Source organism: Micromonospora sp. NPDC005087, from assembly GCF_042872965.1.
In the GTDB taxonomy this organism is placed as follows: Bacteria; Actinomycetota; Actinomycetes; order Mycobacteriales; family Micromonosporaceae; genus Micromonospora.
In genome coordinates, this window is record NZ_JBIALB010000028.1 from 1 (window position 1) to 14,951 (window position 14,951).

At 67.5% G+C, this 14,951-nt stretch carries 7 protein-coding genes and 1 pseudogene; 4 read left to right on the forward strand and 4 right to left on the reverse strand.

All coding sequences use genetic code 11. The annotated features are described in order from the left end of the window. The first annotated feature begins 78 nt into the window (after positions 1-78). On the forward strand, positions 79-801 hold the full coding sequence (locus ACFYPS_RS33445; protein WP_387330025.1) for an alpha/beta fold hydrolase: 723 nt from the start codon (positions 79-81) through the stop codon (positions 799-801). A 182-nt stretch (positions 802-983) separates the two neighbouring features. Here ACFYPS_RS33445 and ACFYPS_RS33450 read toward each other — a convergent pair whose 3' ends face one another. After that, positions 984-1,289 carry a hypothetical protein gene (locus tag ACFYPS_RS33450; protein WP_387330028.1) on the reverse strand — a complete coding sequence of 102 codons (306 nt, stop codon included), beginning with the start codon at positions 1,287-1,289 and terminating at the stop codon, positions 984-986. Positions 1,290-2,164: 875 nt separating this feature from the next. Between ACFYPS_RS33450 and ACFYPS_RS33455 the strand changes: the two are divergent. From ACFYPS_RS33455 to ACFYPS_RS33465, 3 genes and pseudogenes are all read left to right on the forward strand, one after another. Further along, a pseudogene (locus ACFYPS_RS33455) lies at positions 2,165-2,690 on the forward strand (DAK2 domain-containing protein). Positions 2,691-2,701: 11 nt separating this feature from the next. Then, on the forward strand, positions 2,702-3,181 hold the full coding sequence (locus tag ACFYPS_RS33460) for a ribose-5-phosphate isomerase (protein ID WP_387330031.1): 480 nt from the start codon (positions 2,702-2,704) through the stop codon (positions 3,179-3,181). Between the two features lie 4 nt (positions 3,182-3,185). Further along, a complete protein-coding gene (locus tag ACFYPS_RS33465) occupies positions 3,186-3,944 on the forward strand; it encodes a GolD/DthD family dehydrogenase (protein WP_387330034.1) in 759 nt (252 codons plus the stop codon). 363 nt (positions 3,945-4,307) lie between these two features. Here the strand turns inward: ACFYPS_RS33465 and ACFYPS_RS33470 are convergent, their stop codons facing one another. From ACFYPS_RS33470 to ACFYPS_RS33480, 3 genes are all read right to left on the reverse strand, one after another. Then, positions 4,308-4,406: a DUF3024 domain-containing protein gene (locus tag ACFYPS_RS33470; protein ID WP_387330080.1), complete on the reverse strand. Its 99-nt coding sequence runs from the start codon at positions 4,404-4,406 to the stop codon at positions 4,308-4,310. A 625-nt stretch (positions 4,407-5,031) separates the two neighbouring features. Continuing rightward, positions 5,032-5,370, reverse strand: coding sequence for a nucleotidyltransferase domain-containing protein (locus ACFYPS_RS33475; RefSeq protein WP_354968321.1), 339 nt, complete (start codon positions 5,368-5,370; stop codon positions 5,032-5,034). Continuing rightward, positions 5,367-14,918, reverse strand: a complete 9,552-nt coding sequence (locus tag ACFYPS_RS33480) for a neuraminidase-like domain-containing protein (protein ID WP_387330037.1) — start codon at positions 14,916-14,918, stop codon at positions 5,367-5,369. The genes ACFYPS_RS33475 and ACFYPS_RS33480 overlap by 4 nt, the downstream gene beginning before the upstream one ends. Positions 14,919-14,951 lie beyond the last annotated feature (33 nt).

The window sequence follows — 14,951 nt, forward strand, 5'->3', positions numbered from 1 at the left end:
CCCACGGCAGATCGGCGACATCGTCCGCGCTGCTCTCCACCTCATCCACTTCGAATACCGATACCTACCGGATTCTTGTTGAGATCACGTCACTACACGGTCATCGCGCCTGACCTTCGGGGAGCCGGCGGTAGCGACGCCCCGGCAGGAGGCTACGACAAGAAGACCCTCGCCGGCGACGTGTACGGCCTGCTCACCCAACTCGGCCTTGATGGCGACGTCAGCATCGTCGGACACGACATTGGGACCATGGTCGCGTACGCGTATGCCGCCGCTCACCGCGATCACGTGAACAAGCTCGTGCTCACGGAAGCGCCTATCCCTGACCAGAGCCTGTACCAGGTCCCGTCACTGACCCCGAAGGGACCGGGTTTCTGGAACTTCGGCTTCTTCAGCCTCCCAAACGGCCTGCCGGAACAGATCGTGGACGGTCGCGAGGCCCTTTGGGTGGATCGGTTCACCGATTCGATGGAAGTCCAGAAGACCGGCATCGGCGATGACGATGTCCGCGAGTACGCCCGGTACCTGCAAGACGACGCTCACCTGCGGGCCAGCTTCGACTACTTCCGAGCACTGCCCCGAGATGTCGCCGACAACGCTGAGTACGGCAAGACGAAGCTGACCATGCCGGTTCTCGCACTCGGCGCCCGAGCCAGCCTCGGGGAAGCGGTACCTACCCAGGTCGCGCAGTACGCCACGACGGTAACTGGTGGCGTCATCGAGGACTCTGGCCACTGGATCTTCGAGGAACAGCCGGCCGAACTCACCGCGCAGCTCATGCAATTTCTCCAACAGACCTGAGCCGAACCTAGCCCCGCCCGACAAGAGGCGCGTGGCGCATCCGCTTCTGCCGCGATCCGCGCGCTTGCCATGGAGGAGCGGGGATCAGGTCTCGCCGGCTGGAGTGGTCGGCTTGGTAGCGAGAGCAGTGCCCGAGTAGATGCAATGAATGCGCCGAAAGTGGATCTTGATCTGTCGCAGCGTTACCGGTATGTACTCGGCCTGTTGCCGAGCGGGTGGTGTTGTCGGGCCCCCATGGCGGCTTCGCAGCGGCCGGACGGGGGGATCGGGCCGGACAGGTCGCCCTGCGTGACGGCGGCGGCCACGACGCGTTCGGCGCGGCGGCGGCGCATCCGCAGGACTGGCGCGGTCACGCCCTCCTCTGCAGCCAGGTGCTCGATCAGCGCGTCGCCGAACCGGGTGGCGCTGATCAGCTCAGCGGCCTCGGCCGTGATCAGGCCGGCGGCGGCTGCCCGGCCGAGCAGCAGGTCCGGGTGCCCGTAGGGCATCCTTGGTGAGCGCGACCCGGTGGACAGGTCCAGCGGCAGTTCCTCGCCGTCGTCGGCCTTGACGACCGCGGCTCCGGCGCGCCAGGCCGCCCAGCACAGCCGCAGCCATAGCCGGGGTAGGGCGAGATCCGCTCTACGCAGAGATTGCAGAAATCCGGCCAGGACTTCGGAGTCGATGTCGTCGGCGTGCCGGGCGTAGCGCGGCTAATCTTCGCCGCGAGGTGCGTCAACGCGGGCAACGCCACGCCGATCGCGCCCACGACCCAGGCCGGTCCCCATTCGGCTGGAGGTCGACGCGGCTGCCGGCCCACTTGACCTGGCCCGTTGACGAAGCCGATCAGGTCCAGCCGCGGCGGGCCGCTTGCACCCCCGCCTGGAAACGGCCGCCTGCCCCTAGCCGGGCTTGCAGATCACCGATGCGACGGCGCAGGGTCCGGACACTGATGTCCAGGTGGCGGGCGATCGCCTCACAAGACGCCGTGAAACGTCGTCAACCAGCGAGGAACCGTGACAGCCGGAGACGCCGTGTGAGCAGGCGTCGCGGGCCGTTCCCGCTGGTGGTGGGGCAGCCGCTCTCAGTTCCGCTTCAACATCTGACACGGCTAGCGGAGGAGTTGGAGCGGCTCTGGCACGCACCCGCCGACACTCCGGCGTACCGCAAAGGTGTCTTGTCGCCGGATTCCGTGCGCGATCGACGGACGGTGACCGAGGCCGAGCAGGGCACCATCGCGCAGGGTGTCGCCGATGACGCCACCCGCGCCGCGGCCGACATCGTCGTCGCGGCCCTGTCCGCGATGGCGGCCGCAGTCGCGGACAAAGAGGAGGAGCTCGGCCGGATCGACGCCGTCGCCGGCGACGGCGACCACGGCCGAGGGATGGTACGTGGAACGGCCGCCGCCGTGGACGCGGCGCGAAAGTCGCAGGCCGCCGGGAACGGGCCGGGTCGTGTCCTGGTCGCCGCCGGCGAGGCCTGGGCGGCCCGGGCCGGCGGCACCTCCGGCGTTCTGTGGGGCGCGGCGCTGGCCGCGCTCGGAGGCCGGATCGGCGAAGCCGGACGCGACCGCGGTCGTTGAGGGTGTCCGCGCGAGCTACGGCGCCCTGACCGCCCTCGGCGGCGCGAAACCCGGCGACAAGACGATGTTGGACGCTCTGCTGCCGTTCGCCGACAGCCTGGCCGCGTCCGCCGCGGCCGGCGAGCCGCTGAGCGCAGCGTGGACTGGCGCCGCCCAGGCGTCGGAGGAGGCCGCACAGGCCACGGCGCAACTGCGCCCCCAGGTGGGCCGGGCCCGGCCGCTGGCCGAGAAGAGCGTCGGTACGCCCGACGCCGGCGCCGTGTCGATGGCCCTGTGCCTGCGGGTGGTCGGCGGTGTGCTGGCCGACACTCGCGTCAACTCACGATGAAAGGACAGTCAGTGGCAGAGACCAAGCTCCGTATCGTCGTCGGCAGCGACGACGCGGGAGTCCGGTACAAGGAGGCCCTGAGCCGGGACCTCAAGGCCGACGACCGGGTCAGCGAGGTGATCGACGTCGGCATCGACCTCGACGAGCACACCTACTACCCGCACATCGCCGTCGCGGCCGCCCACCTCATCACCGAGGGCAAGGCCGACCGGGCCCTACTCATCTGCGGCACGGGCCTCGGCGTGGCGATCAGCGCCAACAAGATCTCCGGCATCCGGGCCGTGACCGCGCACGACAGCTACTCGGTCGAGCGCTCCGTGCTGAGCAACGACGCACAGGTCCTGTGCTTCGGCGAGCGCGTGGTCGGCCTGGAGCTCGCGCGCCGCCTTGCCAAGGAATGGCTGGACTACCGGTTCGACCCCCAGTCGGCCTCCGCCGCCAAGGTTGCCGCCATCAACGACTACGAGTCCCCAGCACAGCCGAAGGAGTGACGTCGTGACCTGGGTTGATCTGAATTTCGGCCTCGATGGCAAGGTCGCGGTCATCACCGGCGGCGCCTCCGGCATCGGCGCGGCCATTGCCGAGGCGTACGCCGCCAAGGGCGCGTCCGTTGTCGTTCTCGATCTCGCCGTTCCGTCCGACGACGAGCGCGTCGCCAAGCTGGGCGCCAGTAGCGCGGCCTTCAAGTGCGACGTCACCGACGAGGCGTCGGTCGCGGACGTGGTGGCCCAGATCGCGGAGCGGTACGGGCAAATCGACATCTTGGTGAACAGCGCCGGCGTGGCACTGCTGGCGCCGGCTGAGGAGCTGAGCCTGTCCTCGTGGAACACGACGCTCGCCGTCAACCTCACCGGTGCGTTCGTGCTCTCCCAGGCCGTTGGCCGGGTCATGCTCGGGCAGGGGCGTGGCAAGGTGATCAACCTGGCCTCGCAGGCCGCCAGTGTCGCGCTGCTGGAGCACGCCGCCTACTGCGCGTCCAAGTTCGGGCTGGTCGGCCTCACCAAGGTGCTCGCGTCGGAGTGGGCCGGCCGGGGCGTCACCGCCAACACCATCAGCCCGACCGTGGTGCTCACCGACCTCGGCCGCAAGGCCTGGGCGGGGCCCAAGGGCGACGCGCACAAGGCCGAGATTCCCACCGGACGGTTCGCCTTCCCGGAGGAGATCGCCGCGACGGCCGTATTCCTCGCCTCCGACGCCGCCGACATGATCAACGGTGCCGACCTGGTGGTGGACGGCGGTTTCACGATCCGCTGATCAGATCACGCCGATTGGACCACGATCGCCTCCGCGTGCTCGGAGGTTCAAGCCCTCCTCGAAGCTGGCGGCATCCGAGTGGGTCTGCCACGACGTGTACCTTGTAGCGCTCGGAAACCCGGTTCGGCCCGCTGAGTTTTGTGCGGCCCGGCCAACCCGTTCGCCGGCCTCGCCCCGGCGATCTGAGCTCGGATCCGACCCAGGTTCAACGCGTCCGTCGATCCCACAACGCAACTGTGAGTCAAACAGCGGTGGGCAGCCGCTGAGAGAGCGACCCTGCCGATCACCTCGACCAAGCCTGGCCGGGTTGCGGTCGTACCACCAGTAGATAAGTAGCCGCTGGTCGCGCGGTTAGGCCAGCTGTCAACCCCAGAAGATGCCCGTAGGGTCCTGGTCAAGTTCGTTGAGCAGGTCGTTGATGTTCGTGGTGGGCGGGGCGAGGTCGTATCGGTGGAAGCGCAGGTTGCGGTCTGCACCAGGTCAGCGAGACAGTCGCCCCGGATGCACACGGCTTCGCCGTGGCGGAGGGGTCTGATCCGCGTTCCGGTGAGTTCGGTGGCGAGGTCGCTGAGCCGTCCTTCGTGTCCGACCAGCAGTAGACCCTGCCGACGGGCCAGGTTCGGATCGAGGACCATGGCCTCCTCGATAAGCGTGTCCACGTCGCCGGGGCCGCCGTGTGGTGTCAAGCCCCGGGTTTGGTGGAGAGTTTGATGTTCCCCGGGTTTCGTGGAGTCGGGGAACATCACCTGCCCGGATGACATTCTCGGCAGGTACAGCGTCGAGGCGGAGCACGTCTGGCCGATATCGCGAGGCAGTTGGAGGTTGCCGCTCCCGGGTGGTACGACCTGCATCGACACGCGGAGCAGTCAGGGGACGGGGTGTTGCTCGACCGCCTGGACGGCATGGCCTCTGCCTGACGAGCCGCCGACTCTGCCGGAAGAAAACCCGCCAAAGATAAAGGCCCCCGTGCTGTTCAGCCGTGGGCCTTTACAAATGACTCGATGGTCTTTTTGTGATGATGCTTTTCCTGCTTTGGACTATTCCGCACGCAATACTTCAACTTTAAGTACCTTCGAGTGAAGACAGTCTAAGCTCCACCATCACCCCCACGCAAGTAGACGCGCTGGCTGGTCTCGAGAAGAGTGTGGAGATAGGTGTGTGGCTTGGCCGATCCGATCTCCATTTCTCGTGGCGTGAGCATGTGCAGGTCGATCGTGATCGGAAAGGCGCGCAGCGCCTCGTTGAGCTCCCGGTCACGGATCCAGGACGAGGTCGTGAATGGGCCGATCACCAGGATGTCGATGTCACTGTGCCGGTGCGTGGTGCCCTTGGCCCACGAACCGAACAGGATGATCTCGTCCGGGTCGCAGTGGCTGACGATGACGTCGACCAACGTCGTCAGCACCGGCGCCGACGGCCGCGTCATGATGTCGTGAAGGCGACGACCAGGTATGCCTCCGTCAGGTCGTCGGCCGGTAGTGAGTGGAAGTTCGGCACGCCGGTTCGCCGGATCTTGATGGTCAGCGGTCCGAGGATGTCTTGTGGCGGGGCCACCGGATCGACGATCAGGTGGTGTGCCTCGGTGGGTCCTCCCAGCCGGGACATCAGGTGCGTAGCGGCAGGGGCGGGCCCGGCGAAGTCGACGCTCACGTCGTAGTTGTCCGGGTGAGCGCTGTCGACGATCAGATCGAGTCGCGTGATCTTGACGCCGCGCGCACCGCGGGCTCGGAACGGCAGGTGCTTTCGCTCCAGCATGACAACCAGTTCCTGGTCTTTGCCGGGCTGCGGCGACAGGAACCGTTGCCATTCGCCGGCGAACTCTCGGTTCAGGACGAACAGCCGCATCCCCGACTTCGGGACGACCGTGGCCAAGTTGGTCCGGGCCGCGTCGACGAGGCCGGTGCTGCCCGGTTCGGCCTTGTACCGCACGTGCAGGATGACATCCGAGATCGTGTTGAAGTCGAACTGGTTGTGCTCGGGTGGCAGGTCGATCGTCCACTCACTAACCGCGCCGGCTCCCTCGAACGGCAGGAACCTGTCGTCGTTGAAGCTCAACTCGAACATGCCGCTGTCGTTCTGCGCGTGACTCGTGGCGATCGACGTGGTCGGCACCGCGTGGGTCGCGAACCGGTCGTCCGCCGGTGCCAGTGGGTCGCCGTAACCGCCCGCGGTGCCGTCCTTCACCCGGACCCCGTTGTTGGTCAGCGACAGGGTGCAGTTGACGCTGGTGTACGGGCCGACGACGCACGGGACGCTGATCGAGACGGACGTGATGCGCCGCCGGAGATGGCCGGGATAGTCGAGGTCGTACAGCCATTCGGGCAGCTTCACGTGGCAGGTGCCGGTCGTCTTCAGGGTGAGGAGGGCGAGTGGGTCGACCTGCGCGAGCGAGACGTTCTTGCTGATCTCGAACGTACGGGTGTTCCGCTCGAGCCATGCCGCTTCCATGCGGCGCAGGTCGTTGGTCAGCCGTTCACCGGCGAGCAGACCCTTCTTCAAGCCGTCCCAGTATCCGAATTGGACGAAAGAGAACGTGTCGTCGCCGAACTCATAGCGCATCGCCTGCTCGGCGCGCTTCGCCATGTCGAAGGCGAGCTGGTAGCCCTGGAAATACACCGTGCTGACCTGCCGCAGCATCCAGTCGTAGAGCTGGCGGTTGGTGTACTTCGTACGCAGATAGTCCTCGATTCCGCGCGCCTGCTCGATCTGCGTCTCCTGGCCGGCGAGGTCGGTCTCGGCGATGGCGACCCGCACCTTGGCGGCTTCGATCTGGGCCAGCAACTGGTTGACCTCGAGACCTGCCTGGCCCTTCTGGAACTCCCACTCCTCGGCGCGGCGCTGGTACCCGCCCATCGTGGTCGCCATGCTCGCCCACTTGTCGGCGGCGCCGGCGATCGCGGAGATGGTGGAGACGGCGCATTCGGCGGCTTTGGAGAACTTGATGCCGTCGGGGATGTCGGCGGCCGCGACCGGTGAGCCGCCGAAGCCGGATGCCCCGATGGTGAACTTGGGGATGAACGCGAGGCCGCCGGCCAGGGCATACCCGAGGGCAATGGCAGTTTGGGCCAGTGTGGAGATACCGCTGAGGGTCAGCGCGGTGCCCTCCCAGAGGTTGATGTAGTCGCGAGAGCCGTAGTATTCGATCCGGCCCTCGGCCGTCTCCCGGCTGCGCTCGAGCGCCACCTGGTTTTGCTCTGCCTCCTTCACCTGCAGCCGCTTGATGTCGAGGCCGGCATCCAGCAGCCGCACCTCGTTCGACGCCCTGATCAGGTCCAGCGCCTCGGCGTCGCCTTTCTCGATGGCCGCGAGCAGGCGCTCGCCGAGGGAGTGGACGTCCTGTGTGTACTCCAGTGCCTTCTGGATCAGGACTCGGGAGCGGTATTGGCTGGACGGCGCTCCGCCGCCGCCCAGCACGGTGTCGAGGTCGACACCGGCCGCCGCGGCCTGGACGAGCACGGCCGGGTCGATCGGCGGCTCGAAGAGCGGAAGCTGCCGCACGATGCCGCGGATGTTCATGCAGTTGCGGATCTTCCAGAGCCGGTCGGCGACCAGATCCCAATAGCCGAGCAGGTCGTTGTTCTGCGGGATGCCGAAATAGGAGATCTCGAGTACGGGCATCGTCTCGGCGCCTTCGTCGGTGCGGATCACCTGGACCGGCGAGTCGGCGAAGTTCTCCATCAGGATCTCGATCTTCTGGTTGCCGAACGGGTCGAGCGCGCCCTCGGCGGTGAGCTCGTTGTACGACTTGTCGGAGCGGGTCACGTCGGGAACGGTGACCGGGCGCGGGCCGAGAATCTCCCAGGCCAGCAGGTACAGGGTCGTGGCCTCGTTGATGGACTCGATCGTGTCCCGGCGGAACAGCTGGTCACCCCAGGCGATGAGGTTGTCGATGTACCGCATGACCACGGTCTTCTGATACGCGACTGGGCGATAGCGGGCGATCAGGTGTGGCTTGAACGGGTTGTTCTTCCACGCCCGCAGCTGGTCGAGGTTGGCGCCGATGTCTTTGAGCAGCTCCTCGATCCGCTGCCGCCGGTACTGCTCGTCGTTCTGCTCGTAGAAGGGCCGGGTGATCCAGAAACGCTGGGGCGAATCGACTCCGTCCGTGCTGGTGGGGTCGAAGATGAAGTGAAACCAGCGCATGGCCTCTTCGAATCGCTGGTTCTGGGTCAGCTTGACGGCCGCCATCAGCGGAGCGTGGAAGAAGATCTCCCAGTTGTAGACGCTGTAGGCACCGCCGAGGTCGAAGTCGACCACGTCGCTCGCCGCCGCCGGCCGCGCCTGCGCGGGTGTGGCCGGGGCGTATTCGGTGAATCGGTAGCCGTTGCCGGGGTGATACGACTGCGGCGAGACCTGAATCCGGCGGTTGAGCAGCCCGTCGAGTCCGGAGCGCTGCAGCTCCCGCAGGAAGATCGCCGAGTACGGGTGGTAGAAGGGCGTGAACTCGTACTGCAGCCGTTGCAGCGTCTTGTTGTATCCCATCAGGACGGTGCGCCAGTACGGCTTGATCAGGAATGAACGCTGCGGATCCTGATAGATCATCGGCGGAGGGAACCGGACTGCCTCGTCGAATTGCAGGCCGTGCTGGGAGAAGACGAGATCGAACGGTGCCCGGGCGCCGCGCAGGAGCGCGATGCTGCCCGTACCCTCCAGGACGTTGAGCACGTTCGGGTTCGACACTCGGGTGTTGTTGCGTAGCCGGGTGTTCTCGAAGTGCATCCCGGCCGGGAGGATCGTGCGCGGCATGGTCTCGCGGCCACCGGCTGCCCGGCCGATCGCGGCGCCCTGCGCGCCGAACGTGGTGCTGACCCAGGTGTGCGAATCGGTCGCCGTGAGGTTGTCGGAGACGTTGCCGTTCGCGTCTTTAAGGTGGTACTGGCCGCTGAGGCCCTTCATGCGCGTGCCGGCCACGTTTCCGTTGAAGAGGAAGGACGACGAGTGCCAGGGGCGACCGGCTTCGTCGTAGACGGTGGCCGTGAGGCGCTGCTTCTGGCCGGTGTAGGCGTCGGTGAACCGTGTGCCGTTGAACTCGACCGACGTGGAGATGAAGATGTCCAGCCAGAGCATGTTCTCCTGCGAGCGGTAGCGCGGCCGGAGATTGTAGGAGTGCAGCGGCCGCTGCCACGGGTGAAGAAGCCTCTCGCGGGACAGTTTCTTGGCCGTCCAGCCGTCGTCCTTGTGCGTGGTCCAGGCGAGCTGGAGTTCGAGCTGGGTGGACGGGTCGGGAGTGTTCTGCGGTGTGTCACTGGGCTTGGCGGCCGGCTGCTTGCGCGGCTTCTGCGGCTTCTCCGTGAACACCAGCCAGAAGACGTACAGATCGCGGTTGTAGACCACCGGAATGGCGTGGTCGCCGCCGATCTCGACATCGATGCGCTCCCAGGGTGACCAGGTGCCGTAGTTGAGGTCGTATTGGCGGTAAAAATAGACGGCTGGGTCGGCCTTGGTCCGCCCGAGCACGTGCAGCCGGTTGATGTTCGGCGGCAGGTTGTCGTAGGGATTGTCGTCGTCGACCTCGTAGTAGACGCCGGTGACCTCTAGCCGGGCCACCTCGTGGACCTTCTCCAGATAGTGCCGCAGCGCCGCTTCGGCCGCGGCGTCGGTGATGTCCGCCTGCAACAGTTCGTTCTCCAGCTCGGTGAAGAACGGTGACTTGTCATCGCGAAGCTCCGGCTCGATCCAGTTCTCCGGGTAGAGGAAGACCTTCCGGTTGGCCTCCCAGACCCGGTAGTTCTTCATCCACCGCCACTGCTTCCAGCTGTCGAGCGAGACGGTGTCGGCGAGGGCGGCCCGGGAAACCTGGACGAACGCCTGCTCCAGATTGAGGAAGCAGCGCTGGACGAACATCTGGGTCGAGCCGATCGCCTGCTTCGTCCGCGACGTGAGCTGGCACGAGCTCATCTGCACGTCAATCAGCACCCAGGCGAGCAGGTCGTCGGCATCCTTCCAGCGCATCGGGTTGGGCCACTGCCTGCCGTCGACGGTGATCGCCGGAGCGGCGGTGCGCAGCGAGTTCTCGACCAACCACGCGGTGAGCGCGTCGCGCTTCTTCTCCCGCAGGCCGTCGACGAGTGGCGTGGCCACGGTGAGCCAGGCCCTGGTGGTGTAGTGGGCCTTCGTGGCCTGACAGACCTGTCGGGCGGTGGTGAACTGCGCGTTCGCGGTGTCGCGATCGGCCCAGGCCAGCAGTTGGGTGGCCGGCACGCCGACGCGGCGGAGGGCTTGGAAGCATTCCGCGAGCCGCCGGTACGTCTCGACGGAGCGGTACGAGGACGTGAGGCCGTGCGTGAAGCCGAGCCCGGTGTGCAGGTCCGCCAGGTCCTCGCGGTCCCAGCCGGTCAGGGCGCAGAGCTCGTCCAGCACGGCGGAACCGGCCGAAGCCTGGTTGCGGGCCAGGTCGAGGACGGCGGTCAGCGAGGTTCCCTCCGGGGCGGCGTGTTCGTCCCGGAACCGGAGCAAGCGGTGCAGGGCGAGCCAGCGCTCGTACAGCGATGTCGCGGGTGCGGTGTCGACGGGCAGGTCGGCCGGGCTGAGAGCACCGACGGCCGCGCCGTTGGACAGGAACCAGGTGATCTCGGCCGGGTCGCTCATGCCGTGCAGGGTGAGCAGAATGCCAGCCTTGTGCAGCCGGCGATAGCTGCGCAGGAGAGGCGCGGAGACGGTCAGGTCCGGATCGAGGAACCGGCCGATGATCGGGCCGGCGTCGTCGACGAGGCCGTCCAGCAGCACAGCCGCCTGCCCGTCGGTGAGTGCGAGGGCGGCGGCGACTCCCGCGATCACCTGGCCTCGCGGATCGGCGGCCGGGTTGCTGCGCAGGCTTTCGCGTACCGCTGCGATCTGCTCGGCGATGACCTCGTCGCGCAGGCCGTAGGCCGACTCCGGCCGCGCGTTGAGCAGGTGGTCCAACGCCTCGACGGAGACGCCACCGGCGGCAATCGCTTCAGCTTCCGAGATCGCGTCGAGGGTTCCGGCCACCGTCGCGAAGGGATCGTCGATGCCGACCAGCTTGAGCATGGTGACCAGGTCCGGCGCGCGCATGCCGAGCCCGGACGCCAGGGCGGCGTACCCGACCAGGGTCGAGAGGTTCGCGACGGTGAGCGCTCCGTCGGTGCGCCCCAGCAGGGGAGTGAGGTCGACGTCGCTGACGCCGAGCGCGGCGACCAGGGCCGGGCGATGGTCGGCGAGCAGCGGGCCGGCGGCGATCGGCAGGTCGAACGCGGCGTCGACCGGGTTGGTGATCGTCGGATTTCGGAAGAGCCGGCTGTACGCGGACCGGATCACCTTCTGCTGTTCCTCGGGCACTTTGCGGTCTCGGGTCGGCAGTTCGCCGTACATCGCGAGCACGGTCTCGGCGTTGATGCGCAGCCGTGACTGAAGTTCGCGGACGCGCGACAGGCGCACGAGGGTGTCGCCGTCGAGGTTCTTGTTGCCGATCTTCGCGGCCCGGATCAGCAGGTCGAGCTCCGACATCTGCCAGGGCGTGTGCCGCCACAGCCGCAGGAACCGGTGCAGCTTGTCCAGCTTCGCCGTGGTGAGGTTGGTCAGCCGCTGCTCCCGGAGGCTGTAGGTGCTCGCGGGCCGTTCGATCACAGAGTGTCCGCCGCCGGCCGGGTTCACGAACTCCACGTCACACAAGCGCAGCAGTTCCGGGTACGTGATCTTGGCGCGTTCCAGGAAGTCGGCGACCGGGATCGTGGCCGGGATGGCGGTCAGTCCCCAATAGAGCTTCTGGTCCGCGTCGGTCGCCCGGGCCGTGGTGATGAGATCGGTCTCGCGCGTGGAGATCCCGAGGCTCTCGCCGGCGATGCTCACGTCGGTCGGCTTGGGGCCGGCGGCGGCCTGGAACCGCCTCATCAGCTCGTGGCGGGGGAGACCCAGGTGGTCGAGAAAGACGCGCGCCTCTTCCTGCCAGAGGTTGAAGGCGCTGTGCATCGGGAAGTCGGCTCCCGCCAGCTTGTCGTAGACGGCCTTGTCCTCGTTCTCGGGGAACGCGCGCAATTCTTCTTGCGTGCGGGTGGTCTGGTGCCCGATGGCCGGGTCGCCCGGCGGCACCAACGCCTCCAGCACCTCGTTGACCAGGTCGATGTACGGGAGCGCGATCGTGGTGTTGTCGCAGTTGAGCCTCAGGTTTCCCAGGTCGGGCCGTCGCTTGAAGAGCTGTTTGCGGACCGTCTCGCCGGCGATCTGGGAAGGCTGCTCCTCCAGGAACCGCAACATGTCGGCGAGATATGCCGGTGGACCGAGGACGGAGAGGCAGTCCGGGCAGTCGCAGACATCCATGGAGCCGAACAGGGTCTCCAGGTTGGGCACGCCGCCCGAGAACTCCTCGAGCTCCGCCGCCGTGTAGGTGTGGGCGACGATGGCCTTCGGCGTGGTGCGGTTGAGCTCGGTGCGGTACGCGACGAGGCGATTGACGGCCTGGCCGTACTGGAACTCGGCTACGCCGTAAACGGTCAGCGCCGTCCGCTCGTCGATGCCCGCGGGGGCCAGGGTCGTGACGATCCGTTCCTTGCCCATGTTCAGCACCTGGAGAGCGCTGTGGATGCCCTGGTCCAGCAGGACCCGGCCGAGGCTCGCGTCCGGGGCGATGCGCCGCACCCGCTGGAGCACCTTCAGCTCGCCGCTCACCGCGTCATCGACGGCGACATGGTGGGTCGCGGCGTAGGCGTCGATCCGACTGGTACGCAGGTCGAAGTCCGGCTCGGCGTCGACGAACTGCTGGACTTCGGCGAGGTGGGTCAGCTGCGTGTTGACCCCTCGGCCGGCCTCGGCGACGAACGCGACCGTGGGATAGAGGCGTTCGGTCTGAGCGGCCAGTGTGGCGGCGTAGTTGGCGACCTTCTCGGCGGCGTTCGTGCCGTCGGTGCCGGGCGGCACGGCTCCGCCGCCGTCCGTGATGAGCTGCACCCACTCGGCGTGGCCGAGCTTGGCGAAGTCGCGCGGCGAGTTCGCACGGTTGTCGGCGGGGTCGTCGATGATCGCCTTCAGCCGGCCGGCCATCGTGCTGAAGTTCTTAGTGACCTCGCCGAGGCTGACGGTCGTCTCGAGGTCGTCGATCGCGGGCAGGCCACCGAAGTCGGCCGGCCGGCTCCGGGCGTCGGCGAAGAAGTCGGCGCCGAGGGTCTTGTGGGTGAGGAAGGCGTCCGCCACGGCCGGGTAGCGCGCGGGGTCGATCGAGGACGCGTCGAGCAGCGTCTTGAGGTTGCCGTCACCGATGAGGATCGGCTTTTCCAGCACGTACGTTTCGCGGGCGGCGGCAAGCGCGGCCAGGATGCCGTCCCGGCCGGTTCCGATGCTGATCGGGATGTAGTTTTCGCGCACCGCGTTGTCGAACGCCTCCAGCTGCAGGGCGGGGTCGAGGAAGACCAGCCCGTTCGCGACGCGTTCGACGACCTGGTCCACGAGCGTCCACTGCTGGGTGCTCTGCAGCAGGTCGCTGGGAAGCGACGGCGGCAGGTTCTGCCGGATGAAGGCGTAGACGGCTGCCGTATCGACCGGCGGGGTGTCGATCTCGGCCGCGACCCGGGCCGCGACGACCATGCGCATCACGTCGTTGACGCCGAGGCCGGTGTTGACGGAGACGTGCGTGATGTCCTGAACGGAGTCGGTCTCCTCGAGGTTGAGCAAGCCGACCGGGTGGGCCGCGGCCGTCACTGCGGTCAGGCGCTGCTCGAACTCCGAGGTGCCACGGTACGGCTGGCCACCCTCCACGAAGTTGACCCAGGCGATGGTGGTCGGGTTGAACAAGACCTTCTGGTCCAGCACCGCGTTGGCGCGGTCGACCACCTTCACCAGTACGTGGTACGGCAGCTTCCACTGCTTCGTCGCGGGGTCGAGCGGCGGCGTGTAGGGGATGTCGTAGAAGCCGGAGCTGGTCGTCGGACGCTCTCCGAGCAGGGCCCCGGTGCCCCGGATCAGCTTCTCCCACAGCTGGACCCGCAGGCCGGCGCGGCCCCGCCAGAGCTCGTCGCGCACGGAGCCGCGGATCCGGGCCGGCAACGCCTCGGAGACCGCCTGCGGGTTGGCGCCGGCGATCTTGGCGTTCAGCCGGCGGAGTGTCTCGCCTTCGACGTGTCCGGTGACCGGGATCTGGTTGCTCTTCTGGAAGGCGATCACCGCCGTACGGGTGGAGGCGCCGAACGTGGCGGTCTTGAACTCCTTCTCGTCGATCGGCAGACCCAGGAAGGCGAGCGACTTCTGGAGCTTGCCGACGTGCTTGTTGGTCATGTTGAGCCGCAGGTTGCGGGTCACCGGGGTCAGATCGTCGGCCACCTCGACCGTCAGCTTCGCGACCGGCTTGGGGCGGCTCGTGGCGACCGTCTCCATCCGGCGAAGGGTCAGCGGGTCGAGCTCCCCGGTCGGCCGCAGGCGGTATTTGCGCTGGAAGGCGACGATCGCCGCCTTGCTGGTTTCGCCGAGCCGCTTCTCCCGCAACTCGACGGGGTCGATCCGCAGCTCCAGTTTGCCGATCCGGATGGCCGACAGCAGCGTGCGGTGGATCTGCCCCACCTGGGTCCTGGTGCTCAGCCGGGCCTTGAGGGCGTCGCCTTCCAGACGATCGACGAGCTCCGGGCTCAGGGTCGTGTCGGTGGCCAGGCCGGCGCCGCGAAGGTAATCGGCGTACGCGGCACGGGTGCTGTCGCCGAAGCGGCGGCTTTTCGTCTCGGCGGGATCGATCTGGTGCCCGCTGCGAGCGAGCAGATCCTGGATCTTCGCGGCCCGCGTCTTGCTGTCGGTGAAGTACCGGTGGCTGAGATCCCGGTTGAGCCGATCCAGCGTCTCGCTGGTCAGCTCGCCGGATGCCGGCAGCCCGGCGGCCCGTTGAAACTCGCGGATGGCCGCGCGCGTCGAGTCGCCCAAATTCCCGGCCGCTTGTTCGTCGGGGTCGACGGTGATGCGGAGCCGGCCGAGCCCCGCATGGAGGGTCGCCAACTCGTGCCGGTCCGGCGTGCTGGAGGTGATGCGGATGGGCGGCATGGCGACTCCCACTTTCGATGATGCCCGATGCGT

What these genes read in the sequence shown, in the direction of transcription:
- ACFYPS_RS33450 (WP_387330028.1), bottom strand. Translation starts at nt 1,289, where the DNA reads ATGCCCTACGGGCACCCGGACCTGCTGCTCGGCCGGGCAGCCGCCGCC.
- ACFYPS_RS33475 (WP_354968321.1), bottom strand. Translation starts at nt 5,370, where the DNA reads ATGACGCGGCCGTCGGCGCCGGTGCTGACGACGTTGGTCGACGTCATC.
- ACFYPS_RS33480 (WP_387330037.1), bottom strand. Translation starts at nt 14,918, where the DNA reads ATGCCGCCCATCCGCATCACCTCCAGCACGCCGGACCGGCACGAGTTG.